This is a genomic window from Enterobacter sp. MG-EB028 (assembly GCF_056673305.1).
The window spans coordinates 1,159,843-1,183,537 of sequence record NZ_CP195079.1 but is presented as its reverse complement, the minus strand read 5'-3'; the positions used below and the strand labels follow the sequence as shown (position 1 = coordinate 1,183,537).

The following is a 23,695-nucleotide window of genomic DNA, read 5'->3' as shown; positions in this document are numbered from 1 at the left end:
CGGCTTAGAAGTCGTAACGCAGACGCACCAGGTTCATGTCGCCCAGGTTGTCGGTGCTGGAGGTGAACACGTGTTCGTAATCCACGCGGAAACCGTAATCCAGCTGGAAGCTGATACCCACGCCGTTGTCGATACGCTGGTAGTTGCGGCCGTTCACGTACTCAATACGGTCACCCATGAAGTAAGGCTGGATGGATTTCACCGCGTACTGACCGATTGGGAATTTATACCCTGCGAAGTATTCAATACCCCACGCGTCGCCCGCAAAGTAGTCGTTAACAGACACTTTTTTGGTGGTCAGGAAGTTCTGGTACCAGCCGCCGCCCGCGGAGAAGGTCCAGTTGTCCGGCGTCCAGCTCAGTGCGGTACCGACGATATTCTGATCGTAGGTTTTGCTGTCGCCGTTGTCCGGGTTACGCATGTCGGCGCGGGTGTAGTTCCACGCTGCGCCCCAGGTCAGATCGGTGGTCAGGTGGTAATCGATACCCAGCGAGCCGCCGCCTTTACGCTTGTAGCGTAGGCCGTTGCCCGGCAGGTATTCGCTGTCTTCAAAGAGGTAGGATGCGTAAATGTCCGCATCGCCCACGGTTTTCTTATATTTCAGCATCTGGCGTGAACGGTAAGAGCCGTCGTAGTCGCCGTTGATCCCGTTACCCGGTGCCTGACCGATCATGTCGTAGTCCCAGATATCGGTTTTCACGCCAACCACATCATAGTAAACGCTGTTCTGTTGACCGAAGGTCAGCGTACCCCAGGTATCGCTCTTCAGACCGGTGTAGAGCATACGGCGAGTGGTGTCGTGGGCGCCGTCTGCATAGTGATGATCCCAGTTAAACTGGGCAGGAATGTTCACTCCCAGCTCGTAGTAGCTGATCCAGCTAATGTCATCAAACAGGTAGTAATCAGCCGCGAAACGGAAACGGGTGCCGCCGTCAAAGCCGTTACGCTTGTAACTGTTTTTACCGTCGTCGCCGGTCATGTTCTGGAACTGAGGACGGATACTGCCGCCAACGGTGAAGTTCAGACGGCTCAGCGGGTTACCCGCCTGAGGATCCTGCTTAAGAACGGTGATTTCAGCCTGAGAGGCGAACGTCGTTAATGCCACTGCCGCGCCAATCGTTACCGCCAGCGCTGATTTTTTTATAGTCATTATTTTTCCTTAATAGACACGCTGCTAAATATTTAGCTGGTGAATATTAACTGGAAATAATCGGGCTGTGGGGACGGGTTTTTAATGTTTTGTGCTACTAAATGAGTGGGTATTATCATTTTGTGCTATTTAAACATTACGCGCCGGCATTAAAACCCGGCGCGCAACTATCACCGTGCTAAATCAACTCACAAACTGACGGAACAGCGCTTTACCCTTTAACAGCCGCGTGCCGAGCCAGCCTCCGCAAAGAGAAAGCAGCACCGCACCGCATAGAGGCAGGATCAACCAGAGGCGCCAGTCAGGCTCCCAAGGGAAGTCGAAGACCTTTGTCTGCAGCACCGCCAGCGCCGTCTCAGCGCCAATCGCCGCGACCAGACCCGCCACCAGCCCCAGCAGCGCAAACTCGCTCCAGAGCGTCATGCGCAGCAGGCGCTTACCCGCCCCGAGCGTGCGGTAAACTATCAGCTCCTGATGACGCTGGCGCATGCCCACCTGCACCTGAGCCAGCAGCAGCAGCACGCCGCAGATCGTCACCAGCACGACCATGACCTCAAGCGCGCGGCTGACCTGCTCCAGCACCTGCCCCACCTGTTTCAGGATCGCGCCAATATCCAGCAGGCTGACCGTCGGGAATTCCCGGTTAAGCTGCGTCAGCATGCCGTTGCCGTTTTCCCAGCGGAAGCTGGTCAGCCAGCTCTGCGGCTGTCCGTCCAGCGCGCCCGGCGGGAAGATAAAGAAGAAGTTTGGCCGCAGGCTTTCCCAGTCCACTTTACGCAGGCTGGTAACTTTCGCGGTTAAATCCTGGGTATCACCGGTGAAGGTCACGCTGTCCCCGAGCTTCACCTTCAGGCGCGTCGCCAGCCCCTCTTCCATCGACACCTCCCCCGCTTTCGGCGGCCAGCTACCGGCCGTAATCGGGTTATGGTCTGGACGTTTCTCCTGCCACGTCAGGTTCAGTTCGCGGTTTAGCGACTCGTCCTTGTTCCCCTCGGTTGACTGGCCGTTGATCTGCGTCAGACGCGCGCGGACGATAGGATAGAACGACTCAGGGATAATGTGATGCTCCGACAGGAAGCCCTTCAGCGGCGCGACCTGTTCCGGCGCGATGTTGATCAGGAAATAGTTCGGGCTTTCCGGGGGAAGCTGCTGCTGCCAGCGATCCAGCAGATCCCCGCGCAACACTAAAAGCAGCGCCAGCAGCATAAACGACAGAGAAAAAGCCGACAGCTGGCTTAGCGTTGACCAGGGCTGATGCAGCAGGCGGTTGACCGCAAGCCGCACGGGCAGGGATTTTACCGTCAGCCTTTTCAGAACGTTGAGCAGTATCCAGCCCAGCACGCCGCACAGCAGCGCCAGCACAACCGCCCCGGCCAGCACCGCCCACAGCAGCGTGCTACCGCCCATCAGCCAGGCCAGCAGCCCGACAGCGACGGCAATAATCACCGGAAGATAGAACTTCAGCGGCCAGACGTTCGCCACCACATCATTGCGCAGCACGCGCAGAGGCTGCGTCGCGAGCAGCAGCCTGTACGGACGCAGCCCCACCAGCACCGAAATCACCGTCATCGCGCCAATCGCCCACAGCCACGGCCAGAGGCTGGCTGGGGGCAATGCGGTCGGGAGTACCGGTTTCAGCATCACCATCAGCAGCTTTTCAAACAGCAGCCCCATTATCCCGCCACTGAATGCCGACAGCACCAGCAGCATCAGCCACTGGCCAACGATCAGCTTGCGCAGCTGCTTGCGCCCCGCGCCGAGGGTTTTAAGGATCGCCACCAGGTCGTAGCGGCTGCGGCAGTAATGCCCCATCGCCACGGCAACCGCCGCCACCGCCAGCAGCAGGGTCAACAATGCCGACAGCAGCAGGAACTGCTGAGAACGCTCCAGGGATTTACCGAGCGCCCCCTCGTCCTGCTCCAGCCCGTACCAGCGGTGCTCCGGCTTGAGCTGCGGCAGAAGCCATTTTTCATACGCCTCAAGTTGGGCAGGCGTGCCGCCAAACTTGTAGCGCCAGGTCACGCGGCTTCCCGGCTGGACGGCATGGGTTGCCGGAACATCCGCGGTGTTCATCAACAGGCGCGGCGCAAGCTGGAACGGGTTAAAGCCGGAGTCGGGCTCCTGCACCACTTCCCCGGCGATTTTCAGCGTCGCGTCGCCCACGTCGATACTGTCGCCGGGTTTCAGGTTCAGAAGCGCCATCAAGCGCGATGCCAGCAGCACCGTACCGGGCATCGGCTTTAACCCCGGCGGGCTGGTTTGTAATTCACCGTACATCGGGTAGACGTCGTCCACGGCTTTCACGCTGGCGAGCTGCGGGGTGTCTCCCGCGAAGGTCATGGTCTGGAAGGTGATTTGCTCCCCCACCTTCAGCCCTTCTTTGCGCGCTTCCTCAATCCAGCCAGGCGGAACGGGACGCGAGCTTTGCAGCGCCCGGTCCCCTGCCATAAATTCGCGGCTCTGCTGGCTAAGCCCTTTTTCCATGCGGTCGCTGACGCTGCCGAGCGCCAGCACGCAGGCCACCGCCAGGCTTAACGCCAGCCAAACAATCAGCAGCGAGGGCGAGCGCCACTCGCGCCAGAACCAGCGGGCAATCATGCTTCCTCCTGAAGGATACCGTTCACCAGCCGCAGGCGACGGTCGCAGCGGGCGGCCAGCTGCGGATCGTGCGTCACCAGAATAAGCGTGGTGCCATGTTCACGGTTCAGCGAAAACAGCAGGTCAGCAATTTTGTCGCCGGTTTTACGGTCAAGGTTGCCGGTGGGCTCATCGGCAAACAGCACCTCGGGGCGTCCGTTAAAGGCGCGCGCCAGCGCCACGCGCTGCTGCTCGCCGCCGGAAAGCTGGGCGGGAAGATGGTCGAGGCGCTTGCCCAGACCGAGCTGTTCCAGCAGCGCCTTCGCATGCGTGCGGCTTTCGCGACTCTTTTCGCCGCGCAGCAGCGCCGGGAGCTCGACGTTTTCCAGCGCGTTCAGCGTCGGGATCAGCATAAAGGACTGAAAGACAAAACCGATATGACGCGCGCGCAGCGCGGCTCGCGCCTCTTCATCAAGCTGGTGCAGCGGCTGCCCGACAAGGTGGACTTCTCCGCTGCTGCCGTCATCCAGACCGGCCAGAATCGCCAGCAGCGTGGATTTGCCGGAACCGGATTCGCCAATCAGCGCGATGGTTTCGGCGCGTTTGACAACGAGTTCAACTCCGGTAAGGATTGAAAGCTCCTGCTCCCCCTGACCGACGGACTTCTTAAGACGATGAACTTCAACACTGTTTTCCGCTGGCATTTGCCCTTCCTGTTTTTGATGCTGATGACCTTCCGCGCGGCGACAGCGGACACGTTACTGATTCTTGGCGACAGCCTGAGCGCGGGCTACCGCATGGCGGCCAGCGCGGCCTGGCCAGCTCTGCTCAATGACAAATGGCAAAGCAAGACGACCGTTGTCAACGGCAGCATTAGCGGCGATACCTCTCGGCAAGGGCTGTCGCGCCTGCCTGCGCTGCTCAAGCAGCATCAGCCGCGCTGGGTGCTGGTTGAGCTGGGCGGTAATGACGGCCTGCGCGGCTTCCAGCCTCAGCAAACCGAGCAAACGCTGCGCACCATTTTGCAGGACATCAAGGCGGCAAACGCCCAGCCGCTGCTGATGCAAATTCGCCTGCCCGCCAACTACGGTCGTCGGTATAATGAGGCCTTTAGCGCGATCTACCCTAAGCTTGCCAAAGAGTTTGATATTCCGCTCCTGCCATTTTTCATGGAAGAGGTCTATCTCAAACCCCAGTGGATGCAGGACGACGGTATCCACCCCAATCGCGATGCGCAGCCGTTTATTGCCGACTGGATGGCAACGCGGCTGGCTCCTTTAGTTAAACATGACTCCTGATTAAGCGGAGATCCTGACAGGTAAAGTTATGCAAAAATCGGTCTTAATTACAGGATGTTCCAGCGGAATCGGTCTTGAAAGCGCGCTCGAATTAAAGCGCCAGGGATTTCGGGTGCTGGCAGCCTGCCGCAAGCCTGACGATGTCGAGCGCATGAACGCAATGGGCTTCACCGGCGTACAGCTGGATATGGACTCGCCGGAGAGCGTTGAACGCGCCGCCGACGAGGTGATAGCCCTGACCAACAATCGTCTGTACGGGCTCTTTAACAATGCCGGCTACGGCGTATATGGCCCGCTGGATACGCTCTCGCGTGAAACGCTGGAGAAACAGTTTTCAACCAATTTCTTTGGCGTGCATCAGCTCACCATGCGTCTGCTCCCGGCCATGCTACCGCACGGCGAAGGGCGCATCGTAATGACATCGTCAGTGATGGGGCTGATTTCTACCCCGGGGCGCGGCGCCTACGCCGCCAGTAAATATGCGCTGGAAGCCTGGTCCGATGCCCTGCGCATGGAGTTACGCCACAGCGGCATCAAGGTCAGCCTGATTGAGCCCGGCCCGATCCGCACCCGCTTTACCGAGAACGTTAACCAGACGCAGGCGGATAAGCCGGTCGAAAACCCCGGCATTGCCGCACGCTTTACCCTCGGGCCAGAGGCGGTGGTTGCCAAAGTGCGCCATGCTTTTGAGAGTGAACATCCGAAGATGCGCTACCCGGTGACGCTGGTCACCCATGCCGTAGGCTGGTTAAAGCGCCTGCTGCCGGGCAGGATAATGGACAAAATTTTACAGGGTTGAGTTGAAGCGACGACGCTTATCCCCCATGTAAAGAACAAACCGACAAAAGAGAAAGCCGCATGTCCGTACAGAATATCGTCAATATTACTGAAGCAAACCTGCAACAGGTCCTCGAACAGTCAATGACCAAACCGGTGCTGTTCTACTTCTGGTCTGAGCGCAGCCAGCACTGTCTGCAGCTGACGCCGGTGCTGGAAAGCCTTGCCGCCCAGTACAACGGGCAGTTTATTCTCGCTAAGCTGGACTGTGACGCCGAGCCGATGGTCGCGTCGCAGTTTGGTCTGCGCGCCATTCCAACCGTCTACCTGTTCCAGAACGGTCAGCCTGTTGATGGCTTCCAGGGACCGCAGCCGGAAGAGGCTATCCGCGCCCTGCTGGATAAGGTGCTGCCGCGCGAAGAAGAGCTTAAAGCGCAGGAAGGCATGGCGCTGATGCAGGAAGGCAAATACGACGAAGCACTGCCTTTGCTGAAAGAGGCGTGGCAGCTGTCGAACCAGAACAGCCAGATTGGCCTGCTGCTGGCGGAAACGCAGATTGCCCTGCACCGTTCAGAAGACGCAGAAGCCGTGCTCAAGACGGTTCCAATGCAGGATCAGGACACCCGCTATCAGGGACTGGTAGCGCAGATTGAGCTGCTGAAGCAGGCAGCGGACACCCCGGAAATTCAGCAGCTGCAGCAGCAGGTCGCCGACAACCCGGCGGATGCCGCGCTGGCAAGCCAGCTGGCGCTGCAGCTGCATCAGGTAGGACGTAACGAAGAGGCGCTGGAGCTGCTGTTCAGCCACCTGCAGAAAGATCTGGCAGCCGCAGACGGCCAGGCGCGCAAGATGTTCCAGGAGATCCTGGCCGCGCTGGGCACCGGAGACGCGCTGGCGTCGAAGTATCGTCGTCAGCTGTATGCGCTGCTGTACTGATAAAAAAGCCCGGTGGCGGCTCCGCCTTACCGGGCCTACAAAAGACGGTTTACGCCGACTTTTTCAACTGCGTCACCACCAGTTGGTGACGCGCGTTGTAGAACTTCCGATACGTCAGGTAGCAGGCAATGATGGTTGACAGGCTCGCCGTGGAAAGCAGCATAAACGTCACCATGATCTGATACTTAATCGCTTTTACCGGATCGATACCGGCAAAGATCAGCCCCGACATCATGCCCGGCAGGCTCACCAGCCCCACCGTTTTGGCTGAATCCACGGTAGGGATCAGCGATGAGCGAATGCTCTCACGGATCAGCCGCGCCGAGGCCACCTTTGGCGTCGCCCCCAGGCTTAACTTCTCCTGCAGCTGCTGCTGTTCGCTGCTGAAACGCTGGCCGAGGTTGTTGTAGCACAGCCCAACGGCCACCATGGCGTTCCCGGCAATCATCCCGGAGATAGGGATAACCTGCATCGGCGTAAACTCAATCGAGCCGGAGAGCACCAGCACCGCCAGGGTGAGCGCCGTCCCGGTGGTAATCGCGATAAACGACGAGATAAACGCCTTATCAATATATTTACTGCGTTTCTGCGCGTTCCACGCCGCGTTAAAGCAGATAAAGAGCACCATCAGCAGCGTCAGCACCGCGTGGTTGACGTTGAAAATATACTTAAGCACATAGCCGACGATGATGAGCTGAATCACCGCGCGGCAGATGCTCCAGACAATATCTTTTTCCAGCCCCAGCTTTTCCCGGTAGCTGACCACAATCGCAATCAGCACCAGCACCATCGAAAACGCCAGAGATTCATTGGTAATGTTATGCTCACCCACGGTTGGCCTCCTGCATTTTCCCGCCGTGCGGCTGGAGCGTAATCACGTCATCCGCATGGGTAATTTCGTTTGAGTCATGCGTCACCCACAGCACGGCAATATTCTGCTCGCGGGCGTAACGATGAATAATCTCGTTGACGTTGCGTTTGTTGGCGTCATCGAGCGCGCTGGTGATTTCATCCAGCAGCAATACTTTCGGTAAGAACTGCAGATTACGGATCAGCGAGACGCGCTGCTTCTCTCCGCCCGAGAGCTCACTGACGGATTTGGTCAGCGTCTCCTTCGCCAGGCCAAAACGGGCCAGATCGTTGATGAATTTTTCCGGCTCCGGCGTTTTATTGCGGATTTGCCACGGAAAAATCAGGTTGTCAAAAACCGTGTCGCCAAAAAGCGTTGGCGTTTGTACGCAATAAGAGACCTGCTGGCGATAGCTTTCCGGAGAAAGGGACGCAATATCTTGCCCTTCAAACAGAATGGTCCCCTCCGTTGGGCTCAGAAGTGAGGCCACAATCTTCAGTAAGGTACTTTTACCACAGCCTGACGGCCCCGTTATTAGCTTGAACTCACCGGGAGAAAGGTTAAAGCCGACGTGCTGAAGGATCGTGTTATTCGCGACACGAAAGCCGACGTCCTTTATCTGCAAAACTGCATTTTCGTTGTTCATATTTTTTCCAGTAACCACCGAGCGTTATTAGCATAATCCGTGCCGCACGTTCGTCACAACGCGTTTTAGCGCCCCCTTTCGCCACCAAGACTTCCCATTGTGTTTAACGTGCATTCATTAGACATGCTTTACACTTTCGCTTTACAGTTTACGCCGTGACCTTAGCGACACTTCCGCATCCCTGGTTTAGAACATTCGTTAAAGTGGTGTTAAGCTCTGGCCGCAACACAATAAGGAAGTACCAGAATGTCTAATATTCACACTTTTTATGAGTTTTCTGAACTTGAACCTGGCGTGAAAACCATCGATCAGCTTCTTGCCGCTATTGCTTCAGAATCCGTTACGGCTTATGTGTTCGGGGGAGAGCTTGTCCGGTTTGTTAAGGGCCTGCTGAAGATGAAGCCGGTCATTCAGCTGAAGAATTGCCGCTTTGCGTTTGACAACGGCACTCGCTTCGTTGAAATCGACGGTAAAGGAAATGTCAAAGAGTTCGAGCCGGGCAAGGTTCCGGCCTGGTTCCAGTCTCCCGGTGAGTTTGCCCGCGGCCAGTGGCTGGTCAACCATGATTTTGCTGACCTGATGACGCCGGAATTTATCCGCGCGTTTATCGAACGCTTCCCGGACGTAAGCAAACGACGCGAACACGCGAACCTGCTGTTCGATCTGCAGCTTAATAAGCTGGCGCCCGCGCAGCCCGCAGCGAAAAAGACAGGCAACGTTCAGGGCAAAACGACCAAACCCAAAGTCACCGATCTACAGTCTTTCGAACTCTTCAGCCAGTTTTATGCGCGCATGAAAACGGCAGTGTGTGCAGACCAGTTCCCGACGCTGCAAATTCTGACGGGACACGACGCCGTCAACGACGCGCCCAGCTCTCTGAAAGGCGCGGTACGCACCTGGTTCAAAGGGATCACCGGTCAACTTCCGCCGAACAACAAGCGCGTTGGCGCGGGCAATGCGGAACTGTTCTGCGCACCGATCCGTGAGCAGCTGCACCAGGTAGAAGAGATTGGGCTGGAAACCTTCTATCACGGCCTGTCGAAAGCCATCGCTGATGCGGGTGACGATGCGCTGATCGCTGACTTTACCTACAGCTACCACTGACACACCGCCCCGCCCGTCGGACGGGGCGAATTTTAGCCCATTAGCCGATATACTTACGAATAGCAAACACGCTCTTTTTCTCACCAAAGCATGCAAAACAGGAGGTTTTTATGCTCATCGTTGTTCCCGTCCTAATATTCGTTGCGCTGGTTATTGTGGGCGCAGGCGTCAAAATTGTCCCGCAGGGTTATCAGTGGACCGTAGAGCGCTTCGGCCGCTATACCAACACGCTGCAGCCCGGCTTAAGCCTGATTATCCCGTTCATGGACAGAATTGGTCGCAAGATCAACATGATGGAACAGGTGCTGGATATCCCCTCTCAGGAAGTGATCTCCAAAGATAACGCCAACGTCACCATTGATGCCGTCTGCTTTATTCAGGTGATTGATGCCCCGAAAGCGGCCTATGAGGTGAGCAACCTGGAGCTGGCGATCGTCAACCTGACCATGACCAACATCCGTACCGTGCTCGGCTCGATGGAGCTGGACGAGATGCTCTCCCAGCGCGACAGCATCAATACCCGCCTGCTGCACATTGTCGACGAGGCCACGAACCCGTGGGGGATCAAAGTTACCCGTATTGAGATCCGCGACGTGCGCCCGCCGGCTGAGCTTATCGCCTCCATGAACGCCCAGATGAAGGCCGAGCGCACCAAGCGCGCCTATATTCTGGAAGCCGAAGGGGTCCGTCAGGCGGAGATCCTCAAAGCGGAAGGGGAAAAACAGTCGCAGATCCTGAAAGCCGAAGGCGACCGTCAGTCCGCGTTCTTGCAGGCAGAAGCGCGTGAACGTTCCGCAGAAGCGGAAGCCCGTGCGACGCAGATGGTCTCCGAGGCGATTGCCGCCGGGGACATTCAGGCCGTGAACTACTTCGTGGCGCAAAAATATACCGATGCCCTGAAAGAGATCGGCTCCGCGAACAACAGCAAAGTGGTGATGATGCCGCTGGACGCCAGCAGCCTGATGGGCTCTATCGCGGGGATCGCCGAACTGATCAAAGACAGCGGAAACGAGCGTAAAAAATGATTGAGCTCATCGTTGCACATCCTTATGCCTTCTGGCTAAGCCTCGGTGGCTTATTGCTGGCGGCGGAAATGCTGGGCGGCAACGGCTACCTGCTCTGGAGCGGTGTTGCCGCTGTCATTACTGGCCTGCTGGTCTGGATCCTTCCTCTGGACTGGGCGTGGCAGGGCGCGCTGTTTGCGGTGCTGACGCTGGTCGCCGCCTGGCTGTGGTGGCGCTGGCTTAACCGCCAGGTAAAAGAGCAGAAACCGCTGGACGCGCATCTTAACCAGCGCGGACAGCAGATTATCGGCAAGCGCTTTACGCTCGACGCCGCGCTGGTGAACGGGCGCGGGCATATGCGCGTGGGCGACAGCTCGTGGCCGGTGGTGGCCGACGACGACCTCAGCGCCGGAACACAGGTTGAGGTCATTGCGGTGGAAGGCATTACGCTGCGGGTGAAAGCCTGCTAAGCGTGGGTTTTGCGGTGACAGCAGCCGGCAAGATTATCGATAATCGGGCAGTCGGCGCTGTCATCCCCCGGACAGGATTCCGCCAGCTGCAACAGCTGTTCGCGCATCGCCTGCAGCTCGATGATGTGGCGTTCAATCTCTGCCACTTTTTCCAGCGTGCGTTTTTTTACGTCGGCGCTGTGGCGCTTCGGATCGTTAAACAGGTTAACCAGCTCGCCGCACTCTTCCAGGTTAAACCCCACCTGTCTTGCCTGGCGCAGCAACGTCAGTTCATCGAGATGCAGCTGCGTATAGCTGCGGTAGCCGTTTTCACTGCGCAGCGGTGGCGTCACCAGCCCCTTCTCTTCATAAAAGCGGATTGCCTTGCTGGTTAAGCCCGTTTTTTTTGCCACGTCACTGATATTCACTTTTCCCCCTTGACCTTCCCCTTGATGGAAGGTTTAACCTTCATAACAGTTAGCGAAAAGCGTTACTCCGGTCAACAACTGACCAATATATTATACGGGAGTTTTGTTATGTCTCACACTATCGACCTTACGCTGGACGGCCTCTCCTGCGGCCACTGCGTCAAACGCGTGAAAGAAAGCCTGGAACAGCGTCCTGATGTGGAAAGCGCTGAAGTGACTATCGATCATGCCGCCGTAACCGGCAGCGCCAGCGCCGACGCGCTGATTGATACCATTAAACAGGCCGGTTACGGGGCGGAGTTAAGCCACCCAAAGGCTAAACCGCTGGCAGAGTCATCATCCCCGTCGGAAGCACTGACAGCGGCCACTCCTGAGCTTCCGGCAGCTGATGATATTGATGACAGCCAACAGCTGCTGATCAACGGCATGAGCTGCGCCAGCTGCGTCTCTCGGGTACAAAACGCCTTGCAGGCCGTACCGGGCGTCGCGCAGGCACGGGTCAACCTTGCGGAGCGTACTGCGCTGGTGATGGGCAGTGCCTCCGCCGCAGATTTAGTGCAGGCCGTTGAGAAAGCGGGCTACGGGGCGGAGGCCATCGAAGACGATGCCGAGCGCCGCGAGCGCCAGCAGGAAACGGCTATCGCCACCATGAAGCGCTTCCGCTGGCAGGCGATCGTTGCCCTGCTGGTCGGTATTCCGGTGATGGTCTGGGGCATGATGGGTGACAACATGATGGTCACCGCTGAAAACCGCACGCTGTGGCTGGCGATAGGCCTGATTACTCTGGCGGTCATGGTCTTTGCAGGCGGGCATTTCTATACCAGCGCCTGGAAGAGCCTGAAAAACCGCACTGCGACGATGGATACGCTGGTCGCGCTCGGTACCGGCGCGGCGTGGCTCTATTCAATGAGCGTGAACGTCTGGCCCCAGTGGTTCCCGATGGAGGCGCGGCATCTCTATTATGAAGCGAGCGCGATGATTATCGGCCTGATTAACCTGGGCCATATGCTGGAAGCCCGCGCCCGTCAGCGCTCCTCGAAAGCGCTGGAACGCTTGCTCGATTTAACCCCGCCGACGGCCCGCGTGGTTACGGACGACGGGGAAAAAAGCGTCCCGCTGGCCGAGGTTCAGCCCGGCATGACGCTGCGCCTGACGACGGGCGATCGCGTTCCCGTTGACGGTAAGATAACCCAGGGCGAAGCCTGGCTGGATGAAGCGATGCTGACCGGCGAGCCTATCCCTCAGCAGAAATCAGACGGCGACGCCGTTCATGCTGGCACGGTGGTGCAGGACGGCAGCGTGCTGTTTACCGCCAGCGCCGTCGGCAGCCACACGACGCTGTCGCGTATTATCCGCATGGTGCGTCAGGCGCAGAGCAGCAAGCCGGAAATTGGCCAGCTTGCTGACAGAATCTCGGCCATTTTTGTGCCGGTGGTGGTCGGCATTGCCCTGCTGAGCGCGGCTATCTGGTATTTCTTCGGCCCGGCACCGCAGATTGTTTACACCCTGGTGATCGCCACCACGGTGCTGATCATCGCCTGTCCGTGCGCCCTTGGCCTGGCGACACCGATGTCGATTATCTCCGGCGTCGGACGCGCCGCCGAGTTTGGCGTGCTGGTCCGTGATGCGGATGCCCTGCAGCGGGCGAGCACGCTGGATACCATTGTCTTTGATAAAACCGGCACGCTAACCGAGGGCAAACCGCAGGTTGTGGCCGTGAGCACCGCTGGCATTGCGGAAGAGGACGCGCTGCGCCTTGCCGCCGCGCTGGAGCAGGGTTCCAGCCACCCGCTGGCCCGCGCCATTCTCGATAAGGCGAATGCTTCTGCCCTGCCGCAGGTCAGCAATTTCCGCACCCTGCGCGGGCTAGGCGTCAGCGGTGAAGCCGACGGCCACGCGCTGCTGCTGGGTAACCAGGCGCTGCTCAATGAAAACGGTGTTGATACGTCCGCGCTGGAAGATGAGCTGAAAGCGCAGGCCTCTCAGGGCGCCACCCCGGTTCTGCTGGCGGTGGATGGCAACGCTGCCGCGCTGCTGGCCGTGCGCGATCCGCTTCGCCAGGACAGCGTGGATGCCTTACAGCGACTGCACCGCGCGGGCTACCGTCTGGTGATGCTGACCGGGGACAACCCGACCACCGCCAACGCCATCGCGAAAGAAGCCGGTATAGATGAGGTGATTGCGGGCGTGCTGCCGGATGGCAAAGCGGACGCCATCAAGAACCTGCAAAGTCAGGGTCGACAGGTGGCGATGGTGGGCGACGGCATCAACGATGCCCCGGCGCTGGCCCAGGCGGACGTGGGGATTGCCATGGGCGGCGGGAGCGATGTCGCCATTGAAACCGCTGCCATTACGCTGATGCGCCACAGCCTGATGGGCGTTGCCGATGCGCTGGCCATTTCAAAAGCTACGCTGCGCAACATGAAGCAGAACCTGCTGGGGGCATTTATCTATAACTCGCTCGGTATCCCGGTTGCCGCAGGCATTTTGTGGCCGCTGACCGGCACCCTGCTGAACCCGGTTGTTGCGGGTGCGGCGATGGCGCTCTCGTCCATCACCGTGGTGAGCAACGCCAACCGTCTGCTGCGGTTTAAACCGAAAGATTGAACCTTGTTCTCGTACGCGCTAGCATGACCCTTTCCGGTCATGGAGCGCGTATGAGTCTGTTTAATCGTATAAAAGCATCGTTTCGCGCCCTCTTCCCCCGCCGCTATGACTGGCCCGGTATGGATATTACGCTTCCGGGTGGGCAACACCTTCACCTGGTCGGCAGCATCCATATGGGCACGCAGGGGATGTCACCCCTGCCACCCGGTCTGATAAAACGCCTGAAGCGCGCCGACGCGCTGGTCGTCGAGGCGGACATTTCCGGCCACGAGTCGCCGTTTGCCGGGCTTGAAAGCGATCTCCCACTGGCGGAACGTCTGAATGAGGCCCAGCTTGCGGAACTGACACGCGTCGCGGATGAAACCGGCGTGTCGCTCTCCATGATTGATACCCTGCCGCTGTGGCAAATTGCCATGGTACTGCAGGCCACGCAGGCGCAGCGTCTGGGCCTGCGCGGTGATTACGGCATTGATTATCAGCTGCTGAACGTGGCGCGGGCGCGCCGTATGCCCATCATCGAGCTGGAAGGGACGGACAGCCAGATTGCGCTCCTGCGCCAGCTTCCTGATGACGGTCTGATGCTGCTGGATGATACCCTCACCCACTGGCACACCAACGCGCGCCTGCTGCAAACCATGATTGGCTGGTGGCTGGATGCGCCGCCCGCGGACGGTAAGCTGGCGTTACCGTCGACGTTCAGCGAATCGCTGTATGATGTGCTGATGAATGCGCGCAACAAAGCCTGGCGAGAGACGCTGCATGCTTTACCTGCGGGGGAATACGTGGTGGCGGTCGGGGCGCTGCATTTATACGGCGAAGGGAATTTGCCGTCGCTGTTGAAATAAAAAAATGGCCAATATCTCTATTGGCCCGTCAAAGAGGAATTTCATCGTTTTTATTATACCGAAGTGACCTTCGGCTGAGCCGATTGTCGCTCAAAGTGACCATCACTGCCAACACTATTGCGCAAGATGGTGCTATTTTTTAGACAAACGTCAGGCGTATGCTGGCCGCATGAATTGTCTGCCGTAAGAAGGATAGCTATGACTCCCGCCGTTAAATTACTCGAAAAACACAACATTTCTTTCCGGATCCACACCTACGATCACGATCCGAACGAAACCAACTTTGGTGATGAAGTGGTGCGAAAGCTGGGGCTGAACGCTGACCAGGTCTATAAAACGCTGCTGGTCGCGGTGAATGGTGATATGAAGCACCTCGCCGTGGCGGTTACCCCGGTGGCGGGACAGCTGGATCTGAAGAAAGTCGCCAAAGCGCTGGGGGCGAAGAAGGTGGATATGGCCGACCCGATAGTTGCGCAACGCACCACGGGCTATCTGGTGGGTGGGATCAGCCCGCTCGGACAGAAAAAACGCCTGCCGACGCTGATTGATGCGCCTTCCCAGGAGTTTGAAACCATCTTTATATCCGGCGGCAAACGCGGGCTGGATATCGAGCTGGCGGCGGGCGATCTGGCGAAAATGCTGGACGCGAAGTTTGCGGATATTGCGCGCCGGGAGTAAAAGAAAAGCCGGGTGGCGGCTACGCCTTACCCGGCCTACATTTTGACCCGTAGGCCCGGTAAGCGCAGCGCCACCGGGCAAAAAAACAACCCGCCCTACTGCCAGCTCACCTCGCCCTTCGGCTCATATGCGTTCACGTCAATCGGCGAATTCTGCTCGATGTACTGCTTCAGCACTTCCGCATCGATAAAGCCGGTGTTTACGTAGCCCGGTTTATTATCAATGTGCGGATAGCCGTCGCCGCCGGTGGCGTTAAAGCTTAACGTCGCCAGACGGTAGGTTTTCGCCGGATCGACCGGCTCGCCTTTGATTTTCAGATCGCTGAGCTTGCCGTCCTTCGCCACAAAGCTGACGTTGGCAAACTGCGGATAGGCACCCGAGTCCGGCTTCATCTGCGCCACGGCGGTCAGGTAGTCAACGACCTCTTTCCCGCTCATATCCGCATACACCACCACGTTGCCGAACGGCTGCACTTTCAGGACGTCTTTGTAAGTAATGTTTCCACCTTCGATGGAGTCACGAATGCCGCCGCCGCTCATTACACCAAAGTCGGCATTCGTGCGCGCCATTTGCGCCGCCAGCACCAGATGGCCCATGTTAGTCTGCACGAAGCGGACTTTGCTGCGGTCCCCTTCCAGACGACCGTTCAGCGTGCCGATTTTCACGTCCAGCTGCGCCTTACCTTTATTCTGGAACGGCGTCAGCAGGGAGAGCATCTGCTGGTTTTCAGCAATCTCTGGCGTGTAAAGTACCCGCTCGCTCTTCCCGTCCGGGTAGGTCACTTTCTTCTTCAGATTGACCGGAATGAGCTGATAGCGCACCAGCTTCATCTCGCCGTTACGGAACTCAAAATTCGCCCGACCCACGTATTTACCCCACTCGTGCGCCTGTACTATCCAGATACCGTTCTGACGGTCTGGCGCGCATGGCGTGCCCGGCACGTAGTCCACCTGCTTTTTGTTTTCGGAAGCCATACACACCGGATCCTGTGAGTGACCACCCACAATCATCGCCAGCGAGCCTGCCGGCAGGCTGCGCGCCATCTCCACGTCGCCGGGCGCATTGGAGCCGTGCTCGCCGTTATCGTAGTGTCCCATGTGGGTAGTGGCGATAATCACGTCCGGCTTTTCGTTCTGCTGCAGCTCCTGAATCACCAGCTTCGCTTCGTCTGCCGGTTTGCGGAATTCGATATCGGTGAAGAACTCAGGGTTGCCGATTTTTGCCGTATCGTCGGTGGTTAAGCCAATGACCGCGATTTTGAGATCCTGACGCTTAAACAGCGCCCATGGCTTAAACAGACGTTCGCCGGTGCTTTTCTGATAAATATTGGCGGAGAGGAACGGGAATTTGGACCATTTCTCCTGCTGACGCAGCACGCTCAGCGGGTTATCAAACTCGTGGTTACCCACGGCCATCGCGTCGTAACCGATTAAATTCATGCCGCGGAAATCGGGTTCAGCGTCCTGTAAATCGGATTCCGGTACGCCGGTGTTGATATCGCCCCCAGACAGCAGCAGCACGCTGCCGCCCTGGGCCGCCACCTCTTTGCGAATGCCGTCCACCAGCGTTTTTTGCGCCGACAGGCCGTATTCGCCGTATTCGCTGCGCCAGAAATGGCCATGATGATCGTTAGTATGCAGGATGGTGATTTTATAGGTTTTATCTTTTTCATACGCCTGCGCGGGCAGGCTTGTCAGCCCCCATGCGGCGATGAGCGCCAGCGCGACGCCTCGCTTCATTAACTTCATCTTCTCTCTCCCTGACCAATAGACAAAGGCAAAAATTACAGTGACTAACAAGAATAGACAAATAAGTTTTCAGAATTGCGACTTTCTTCAAATGTCACACGCGGGTATGTTAGTCGGATAATAATTACACCCTGCCTCTCTAATAACTAAAGACGTGGTACTTCTCTCTATGGCAATCAGTGAATCAACCCAGCCCGTTCCGGGCGCGCCGGCGTCGCCGCCAGCATCGCGCACCTCTTTTAAAGTCTTAGGCGCAATCAGCCTCTCGCACCTGCTCAACGACATGATCCAGTCGTTGATTCTGGCAATCTACCCGCTGCTGCAGTCCGAGTTTTCGTTAACCTTCGTACAGATCGGGATGATCACCCTGACCTTCCAGCTCGCCTCTTCGCTGCTACAGCCGGTGGTGGGCTACTGGACGGATAAATACCCGATGCCGTGGTCGCTGCCGATAGGCATGTGCTTTACCTTAAGCGGGCTGGTGCTGCTGGCCATGGCGGGGAGTTTTGAAACGGTGTTGATTGCCGCGGCGCTGGTGGGCACCGGCTCGTCCGTCTTCCATCCGGAATCCTCCCGCGTGGCGCGTATGGCTTCCGGTGGTCGTCACGGGCTGGCGCAGTCACTCTTCCAGGTAGGGGGCAACTTCGGTAGCTCCCTCGGCCCGCTGCTGGCGGCGGTGATTATCGCCCCGTACGGCAAAGGCAACGTGGCCTGGTTTGTGCTGGCCGCACTGCTGGCGATTATCGTGCTGGCGCAGATCAGCCGCTGGTATGCCGCTCAGCATCGCGTAAATAAAGGGAAACCTAAAGCGAAGGTTATCAATCCCCTGCCGCGCAATAAGGTTATCCTGGCCGTCTCTGTGCTGCTGGTGCTGATTTTCTCGAAATACTTCTATATGGCGAGCATCAGCAGTTATTACACCTTTTATCTGATGCAAAAATTCGGATTATCGGTACAAAACGCACAGTTCCACCTGTTTGCCTTCCTGTTCGCCGTTGCGGCAGGTACGGTCATTGGCGGGCCGGTGGGGGATAAGATTGGCCGTAAATATGTCATTTGGGGCTCTATCCTCGGCGTTGCACCGTTTACCCTTATTTTGCCGTACGCGAGCCTTGAATGGACGGGGATTTTAACCGTGATTATTGGTTTTATCCTCGCTTCCGCCTTTTCCGCCATTCTGGTTTATGCCCAGGAGCTGCTGCCTGGCCGGATCGGTATGGTTTCCGGACTCTTTTTCGGTTTCGCCTTCGGCATGGGAGGGCTTGGCGCAGCGGTGTTAGGGATGGTTGCGGATCACACCAGCATCTTCCTGGTTTATAAAATCTGCGCTTTCCTGCCGCTTCTTGGGATGTTAACCATATTCCTGCCTGATAACCGTCATAAAGCCTGAATTACAGGTAGCCAAAGTTTTACTTTGGCTACCTGACACCCTGATGCCATAAGGGTTTCTTCATTATCCCCTAGCTGAATTTATCAAAATGCGCTTTTTTACGTGCATATTGCTGTTTTATTCAAACTTCAACAATTATTCATAAACATAAGGGTAAAAATTGTCATAAACTATTACCTGGCTTTTTGGTATTCACGCCAAAAATGGAACACCCACCACGAAAGGAGACGGAATGCACCACGCCACACCGCTTATTACCACCATTGTTGGTGGACTTGTACTCGCTTTTATCCTTGGCATGATTGCCAATAAGCTGCGTATTTCTCCTCTTGTCGGCTATTTGTTAGCGGGTGTACTGGCGGGACCTTTCACGCCAGGCTTCGTGGCGGATACCAAACTGGCGCCTGAGCTGGCGGAACTGGGCGTGATCCTGCTGATGTTTGGCGTCGGTCTGCACTTCTCCCTGAAGGATTTGATGGCGGTAAAGTCGATTGCCATACCAGGAGCGATCGCCCAGATAGGGGTGGCGACGCTGCTGGGGATGGCGCTTTCCGCAGTGCTTGGCTGGTCGCTGATGACCGGCATCGTATTTGGGCTGTGCCTCTCAACCGCCAGTACCGTGGTGCTGCTGCGCGCGCTTGAAGAGAGGCAACTGATAGACAGCCAGCGCGGGCAGATCGCGATCGGCTGGCTGATTGTGGAAGATCTGGTGATGGTGCTGACGCTGGTGCTGCTGCCCGCCGTCGCCGGAATGATGGAAAAAGAGAACATCGGCTTCGCCTCGCTGGCGCTGGACATGAGCATCACCATCGGCAAGGTGGTGGCGTTTATCGCCATCATGATGCTGGTGGGCCGCCGTCTGGTGCCGTGGATCATGTCCCGCAGCGCGGCGACCGGCTCCCGCGAGCTGTTTACCCTCTCCGTGCTGGCGCTGGCGCTGGGTATCGCGTTTGGTGCCGTTGAGCTGTTTGATGTCTCCTTTGCCCTGGGCGCGTTCTTCGCCGGGATGGTGCTGAACGAGTCCGAGCTGAGCCACCGCGCGGCGCACGATACCCTGCCGCTGCGCGACGCCTTCGCCGTGCTGTTCTTTGTCTCCGTCGGCATGCTGTTTGACCCGATGATTCTGGTTCAGCAGCCGCTGGCCGTGCTGGGCACGCTGGCGATTATTATCTTCGGTAAGTCGCTCGCCGCCTTCTTCCTGGTGCGGATGTTCGGCCACTCCCCGCGTACGGCGCTGACGATTGCCGCCAGCCTGGCGCAGATTGGTGAGTTCGCCTTTATCCTCGCCGGTCTGGGTATGGCCCTCAACCTGCTGCCGCAGGCCGGGCAAAATCTGGTGCTGGCGGGAGCGATTCTGTCGATTATGCTGAACCCGGTACTGTTTGCCCTGCTGGAAAAATACCTCGATAAAACCGAAACGCTGGAAGAACAAACGCTTGAAGAGGCCATCGAGGAAGAGAAGCAGATCCCGGTAGATATCTGTAACCATGCCCTGCTGGTGGGCTTTGGCCGCGTCGGCAGCCTGCTCGGTGAGAAGCTGATGGCGCAAGGGATCCCGCTGGTGGTGATAGAAACGTCGCGCACCCGCGTCGACGAACTGCGCGAGCGCGGTATTCGCGCGGTGCTGGGCAATGCGGCGAACGAAGAGATCATGGAGCTGGCGCATCTGGACTGTGCCCGCTGGCTATTGCTGACGATTCCGAACGGCTATGAAGCGGGCGAGATTGTGGCCTCCGCGCGCGAAAAGTGCCCAACAATTGAGATTATCGCCCGTGCACACTATGACGACGAGGTAGAATACATTACCGAGCGCGGTGCAAATCAGGTGGTGATGGGCGAGCGCGAAATTGCGAATACGATGCTGACGCTGCTGGCGAAACCGCCGGCTGAAGAGGCTGTTACGGGGTAATTTGTGCGGCCCCCCCTCACCCCGGCCCTCTCCCCAAAGGGGCGAGGGTGTTCAAGTTCCCTCTCCCCTTTGGGGAGAGGGTCAGGGTGAGGGGCCTTCTTTTACCTGTCCCAGTACGCCTCTTCGAGGCTGTCTTCCCGTTCCGGCAGACCGCGCGTTAAGCGCGGTGAATGCTGGTTCAGCACCTGATAGCTCACGCGGTTGGCGTATTTACACACCTGCGCCAGCGACGAATAGGTCAGCCAGCTGAACTTGTGCTTGCTGGAATTCGGCACGTTGGTTTTGTGGTAGGCGTTAGCGGTAATGTCGTGCAGCAGCGCGGCCAGCGCGCCGTCACCCGCGCCGTTGGTGTTCATGATCTTCTCCGGCCCGCCCATGTACGGCGCGATGTGGGAGTAGATACGCAGAGGGTTCACGCAATCTTTATGGCGCATGCCGCGGCTGAACTCGTACTGGTTGAACTCGGCAATCGCGCCCGGCAGCAGCGGGTGCTGGGTTTTGCGTTTGCTCTCTTCCTCAGTGAAGCCCGCCATATACAGCCCGACAGGGCCGGCGGTGCAGAGCACCAGGTCCACCCAGTCCAGCGCTTTATCAGACGCCAATAGCGGATCGCTTTCACCGGTCAGCGCTTCGGCCTCTTCTTCGTTCATCGCCAGAATCGAGACGTGCTCTTTCAGAAACGCCTGCCACCACTCCGGGTTATCGGCAATCACGAATTTCGTGCCCAGGGTTAACACCACCGGCACATCGTACTTTTTGGCGTACTCAATCGCCTTCATGGTCGCTTCCGGCATCGGCTCGCCCGGCTTACAGCGCACCAGGTAGGAGGTCAGAACCAGCGCAGAGGCGCCCGCGATCACCTCTTCGGGAATGCTTTCCGCGCGCAGTTTGTTCATATGACCCGGGCTGATGGCAAAGGTACGTTCGCCGGACTCACCGATCAGCGTAAAGCAACGGCCAATCGGCCCGTCAACGCCCTGGAGATAGTTCAGATCGGTACGGCTGGAGGTGTTGCACAGGTAACGGTAGGCGTAGCCTCCGATTTCGATATTGCTGCACATCACGCCGAGCAGCACCGAGCGGTCGTCTGCCAGCACAGAGTAGTTGTGCATGGTGTTGCCGATGGTGCCGCCGGCAAACTGATGGGTAATCAGATTTTCGCGCACCAGTTCCTGGTACAGCGCTTCGGCGACGTCGTCCTCAATGACCAGCGAGTGACCGGCGCTCAGACCGTAACGGGCGACAAACGCATCATCGACTTTCGCTTCAATGTCCACCAGCGTCTGATCGATACCGACGACCCACGCCGCGCTGGTTTCATTTTCTGGCTGGATTTGCTGCAGGAGCGGATCGCGGGCATCAACGGGGAAGTAATGTTTAGATTTGCGTTTACCGGGAAATTTCATGGTCTGAACTGTACGAAGAATATGGGCCGGGAATGGTAGCACAAACCCGGCCCGGAGTGCGATCAGCGGCTGTTCGTCACCAGCGAGACCATCATGTCGATATGTTCAGGCGAGTCGTTAAGCGCCGGAATGTACTCATACTTTTCGCCGCCGGCCTCAAGGAAAAACTCACGGTTTTGCACCGCGATCTCCTCCAGCGTTTCCAGACAGTCTGCCGAAAAGCCCGGTGACATCACCTGGATGTGCTTCACGCCCTTCTCGCCGAGCATTTTAAGGGTCTCATCGGTGTACGGCGTCAGCCACGGCTCACGGCCAAAGCGCGACTGGAAGGTCATCATCACCTTCTCCGGCGGCAGGCCGAGGGCGGAGACCAGCTCGCGCGTGGTATCGCGGCAGCGCTGCGGGTAATCATCCCCTTCATTAGCGAAACGCTGCGGGATCCCGTGGTAGGAAAGCAGCAGCAGATCCGGCTCGCCGTGTTTTTCAAACGACGCACGGGCGCTGTTGGCAAGTGCTTTAATATAAAGCTCGTTATCAGCGTAATCGCGAATAAAGGTCACGCCAGGAATGCGGCGGCGGGTTGCCAGAATGCGGGCCAGCTCGTCCCAGACGGCGGCCACCGTCGAGCAGGAGTACTGCGGGTAAAGCGCCAGCACGACGATATGGTCCACCCCCTGCGCCAGCAGCGAGTCCACCGCGCTTTTCAGGGACGGTTTGCCGTAGCTCATGCCGAGCGCGACGGGCATCTCCGGCAGGCGGGCGGCCAGCGCTTTTTCCTGACGACGGCTGTACACCATCAGCGGCGAGCCCTCTTCCATCCAGACGGACTGATAGAGTTTGGCAACACGCGGAGAGCGAATCGGCAGAATGACGCCACGCAGCAGCGGCCACCACAGCAGTCTCGGAAAATCCACGACGCGCGTGTCGCTTAAAAATTGTCGCAGATAGCGTTTTACCGCGTCTGGAGTGGGTGCTTCTGGAGTGCCCAGATTGGCAAGCAGGATGCCGGTTTTCGCCTGACTCATTCACGCCTCTTAACCATTTGATAGGTTGTCAATTGTAGCGGAAATGCGTTTAAACGAAACCCATTGCTGTAATAGGTGAGATGAGAATATTTCTCACCCGGGAGCCCGGGTGAGAGGCGCGCAATTAGCCGAGGATTTTTTCCAGCTCTGCACGAACGTCAGCCACGGCTTTGGTACCGTCAACTTTCGCGTATTTGGTGTTACCCGCCTGCGCTTCTTTGGTGTAGTAGCCGATCAGCGGCGCGGTCATCTGATGGTATTCCACCAGGCGTTTACGCACGGTCTCTTCCTGATCGTCTTTACGGGTGGTCAGCTCTTCGCCGGTCACGTCGTCTTTGCCTTCAACCTTAGGCGGGTTGAATTTGATGTGGTAAACGCGGCCAGAAGCAGCGTGTACGCGACGGCCAACGATACGGTCAACGATCAGCTCGTCCGGTACGTCGAACTCCAGAACGTAGTCCACGTAGATGCCCGCTTCTTTCATGGCGTCAGCCTGAGGAATGGTGCGTGGGAAGCCGTCCAGCAGGAAACCGTTACGGCAGTCTTCCTGAGCAATGCGCTCTTTGACCAGAGCAATAACCAGCTCGTCGGTTACCAGCTTGCCCGCGTCCATGATGTCTTTCGCTTGTTTACCCAGCTCGGAGCCAGATTTAACAGCGGCGCGCAGCATGTCACCGGTGGAGATTTGCGGAATACCGTATTTCTCCATGATGAACTGAGCCTGAGTTCCTTTACCCGCGCCCGGAGCGCCAAGCAGAATAATACGCATTGCGAAAATCCCCTCAAAAGTCGTTTCAAATTTTCAAAAGCGCTAAACAATACCACCAGAACGGGCATCGCTCAAGGAAGGCGGGAAGGCTGAAACGGT

21 protein-coding genes are annotated in these 23,695 nt (G+C 57.7%); 11 read left to right on the top strand and 10 right to left on the bottom strand.

All coding sequences use genetic code 11. The features are described 5' to 3' along the window. Positions 1-4 precede the first annotated feature (4 nt). The 3 genes from ACR42C_RS05480 to ybbA all read right to left on the bottom strand — a co-directional run bounded on the left by ACR42C_RS05480 (position 5) and on the right by ybbA (position 4,431). On the bottom strand, positions 5-1,150 hold the full coding sequence (locus ACR42C_RS05480) for a porin (RefSeq protein ID WP_116341520.1): 1,146 nt from the start codon (positions 1,148-1,150) through the stop codon (positions 5-7). A gap of 183 nt (positions 1,151-1,333) precedes the next feature. Next, positions 1,334-3,748, bottom strand: a complete 2,415-nt coding sequence (gene ybbP / locus ACR42C_RS05475) for a putative ABC transporter permease subunit YbbP (RefSeq protein WP_479984860.1) — start codon at positions 3,746-3,748, stop codon at positions 1,334-1,336. Then, the gene (gene ybbA, locus ACR42C_RS05470; protein ID WP_041912055.1) at positions 3,745-4,431 is read right to left on the bottom strand and encodes a putative ABC transporter ATP-binding protein YbbA; all 687 of its coding nucleotides are present in this window, start codon (positions 4,429-4,431) and stop codon (positions 3,745-3,747) included. Before ybbA ends, ybbP begins: the two co-directional genes overlap by 4 nt. Between ybbA and tesA the strand changes: the two genes are divergently transcribed. From tesA to ACR42C_RS05455, 3 genes are read left to right on the top strand one after another with little or no spacing between them, the layout of a single operon-like run. Next, complete coding sequence (tesA, locus tag ACR42C_RS05465; protein ID WP_479984859.1) at positions 4,402-5,025, top strand: multifunctional acyl-CoA thioesterase I/protease I/lysophospholipase L1; 624 nt, start codon at positions 4,402-4,404, stop codon at positions 5,023-5,025. The genes ybbA and tesA overlap by 30 nt on opposite strands. A 28-nt stretch (positions 5,026-5,053) precedes the next feature. After that, complete coding sequence (locus ACR42C_RS05460) at positions 5,054-5,824, top strand: SDR family oxidoreductase (protein WP_116341524.1); 771 nt, start codon at positions 5,054-5,056, stop codon at positions 5,822-5,824. Positions 5,825-5,883: 59 nt separating this feature from the next. After that, entirely contained in the window at positions 5,884-6,738 is an 855-nt protein-coding gene (locus tag ACR42C_RS05455; RefSeq protein WP_116341526.1) for a co-chaperone YbbN, read from the top strand. Positions 6,739-6,787: 49 nt separating this feature from the next. On the opposite strand, the gene fetB is transcribed toward ACR42C_RS05455, so the two are convergent. Both fetB and fetA read right to left on the bottom strand, forming a co-directional pair. After that, positions 6,788-7,570 (bottom strand): iron efflux ABC transporter permease subunit FetB, encoded by a 783-nt coding sequence (fetB, locus tag ACR42C_RS05450; protein WP_116341528.1) that lies wholly within the window; start codon positions 7,568-7,570, stop codon positions 6,788-6,790. Next, positions 7,563-8,234 (bottom strand): iron efflux ABC transporter ATP-binding subunit FetA, encoded by a 672-nt coding sequence (gene fetA, locus ACR42C_RS05445; protein WP_116341530.1) that lies wholly within the window; start codon positions 8,232-8,234, stop codon positions 7,563-7,565. Before fetA ends, fetB begins: the two co-directional genes overlap by 8 nt. A gap of 246 nt (positions 8,235-8,480) precedes the next feature. Here fetA and ACR42C_RS05440 point away from each other — a divergent pair, with 246 nt between their 5' ends. From ACR42C_RS05440 to ACR42C_RS05430, 3 genes are all read left to right on the top strand, one after another. Beyond that, positions 8,481-9,338, top strand: a complete 858-nt coding sequence (locus ACR42C_RS05440; protein ID WP_302218841.1) for a hypothetical protein — start codon at positions 8,481-8,483, stop codon at positions 9,336-9,338. A gap of 110 nt (positions 9,339-9,448) precedes the next feature. Continuing rightward, positions 9,449-10,363: an SPFH domain-containing protein gene (locus ACR42C_RS05435; RefSeq protein WP_061099000.1), complete on the top strand. Its 915-nt coding sequence runs from the start codon at positions 9,449-9,451 to the stop codon at positions 10,361-10,363. Continuing rightward, positions 10,360-10,812, top strand: a complete 453-nt coding sequence (locus ACR42C_RS05430) for an NfeD family protein (RefSeq protein ID WP_479984858.1) — start codon at positions 10,360-10,362, stop codon at positions 10,810-10,812. The genes ACR42C_RS05435 and ACR42C_RS05430 overlap by 4 nt, the downstream gene beginning before the upstream one ends. Here the strand turns inward: ACR42C_RS05430 and cueR are convergent. After that, entirely contained in the window at positions 10,809-11,219 is a 411-nt protein-coding gene (gene cueR / locus ACR42C_RS05425) for a Cu(I)-responsive transcriptional regulator (protein WP_080328025.1), read from the bottom strand. The genes ACR42C_RS05430 and cueR overlap by 4 nt on opposite strands. A gap of 108 nt (positions 11,220-11,327) precedes the next feature. On the opposite strand from cueR, the gene copA reads away from it, so the two are divergent. From copA to ybaK, 3 genes are all read left to right on the top strand, one after another. Continuing rightward, the gene (gene copA, locus ACR42C_RS05420; RefSeq protein WP_320719671.1) at positions 11,328-13,826 is read left to right on the top strand and encodes a copper-exporting P-type ATPase CopA; all 2,499 of its coding nucleotides are present in this window, start codon (positions 11,328-11,330) and stop codon (positions 13,824-13,826) included. Between the two features lie 50 nt (positions 13,827-13,876). After that, positions 13,877-14,671: a TraB/GumN family protein gene (locus ACR42C_RS05415; RefSeq protein WP_395313771.1), complete on the top strand. Its 795-nt coding sequence runs from the start codon at positions 13,877-13,879 to the stop codon at positions 14,669-14,671. A 198-nt stretch (positions 14,672-14,869) separates the two neighbouring features. Beyond that, positions 14,870-15,349, top strand: a complete 480-nt coding sequence (ybaK, locus tag ACR42C_RS05410) for a Cys-tRNA(Pro)/Cys-tRNA(Cys) deacylase YbaK (RefSeq protein WP_163331038.1) — start codon at positions 14,870-14,872, stop codon at positions 15,347-15,349. Positions 15,350-15,444: 95 nt separating this feature from the next. Here the strand turns inward: ybaK and ushA are convergent, their stop codons facing one another. Then, positions 15,445-17,097: a bifunctional UDP-sugar hydrolase/5'-nucleotidase UshA gene (gene ushA, locus ACR42C_RS05405; RefSeq protein ID WP_479984857.1), complete on the bottom strand. Its 1,653-nt coding sequence runs from the start codon at positions 17,095-17,097 to the stop codon at positions 15,445-15,447. A 169-nt stretch (positions 17,098-17,266) separates the two neighbouring features. Here ushA and ACR42C_RS05400 point away from each other — a divergent pair, with 169 nt between their 5' ends. Beyond that, complete coding sequence (locus tag ACR42C_RS05400) at positions 17,267-18,487, top strand: MFS transporter (protein WP_320719674.1); 1,221 nt, start codon at positions 17,267-17,269, stop codon at positions 18,485-18,487. 232 nt (positions 18,488-18,719) lie between these two features. Beyond that, positions 18,720-20,396, top strand: a complete 1,677-nt coding sequence (gene ybaL / locus ACR42C_RS05395) for a YbaL family putative K(+) efflux transporter (protein ID WP_116341546.1) — start codon at positions 18,720-18,722, stop codon at positions 20,394-20,396. A gap of 101 nt (positions 20,397-20,497) precedes the next feature. Here the strand turns inward: ybaL and ACR42C_RS05390 are convergent, their stop codons facing one another. The 3 genes from ACR42C_RS05390 to adk form a co-directional block, all read right to left on the bottom strand. Then, on the bottom strand, positions 20,498-21,802 hold the full coding sequence (locus ACR42C_RS05390) for an inosine/guanosine kinase (RefSeq protein WP_116341548.1): 1,305 nt from the start codon (positions 21,800-21,802) through the stop codon (positions 20,498-20,500). Positions 21,803-21,864: 62 nt separating this feature from the next. Continuing rightward, a complete protein-coding gene (hemH, locus tag ACR42C_RS05385) occupies positions 21,865-22,827 on the bottom strand; it encodes a ferrochelatase (protein WP_116341550.1) in 963 nt (320 codons plus the stop codon). Positions 22,828-22,951: 124 nt separating this feature from the next. Beyond that, positions 22,952-23,596: an adenylate kinase gene (adk, locus tag ACR42C_RS05380; RefSeq protein WP_057071113.1), complete on the bottom strand. Its 645-nt coding sequence runs from the start codon at positions 23,594-23,596 to the stop codon at positions 22,952-22,954. Between the last annotated feature and the right edge of the window lie 99 nt (positions 23,597-23,695).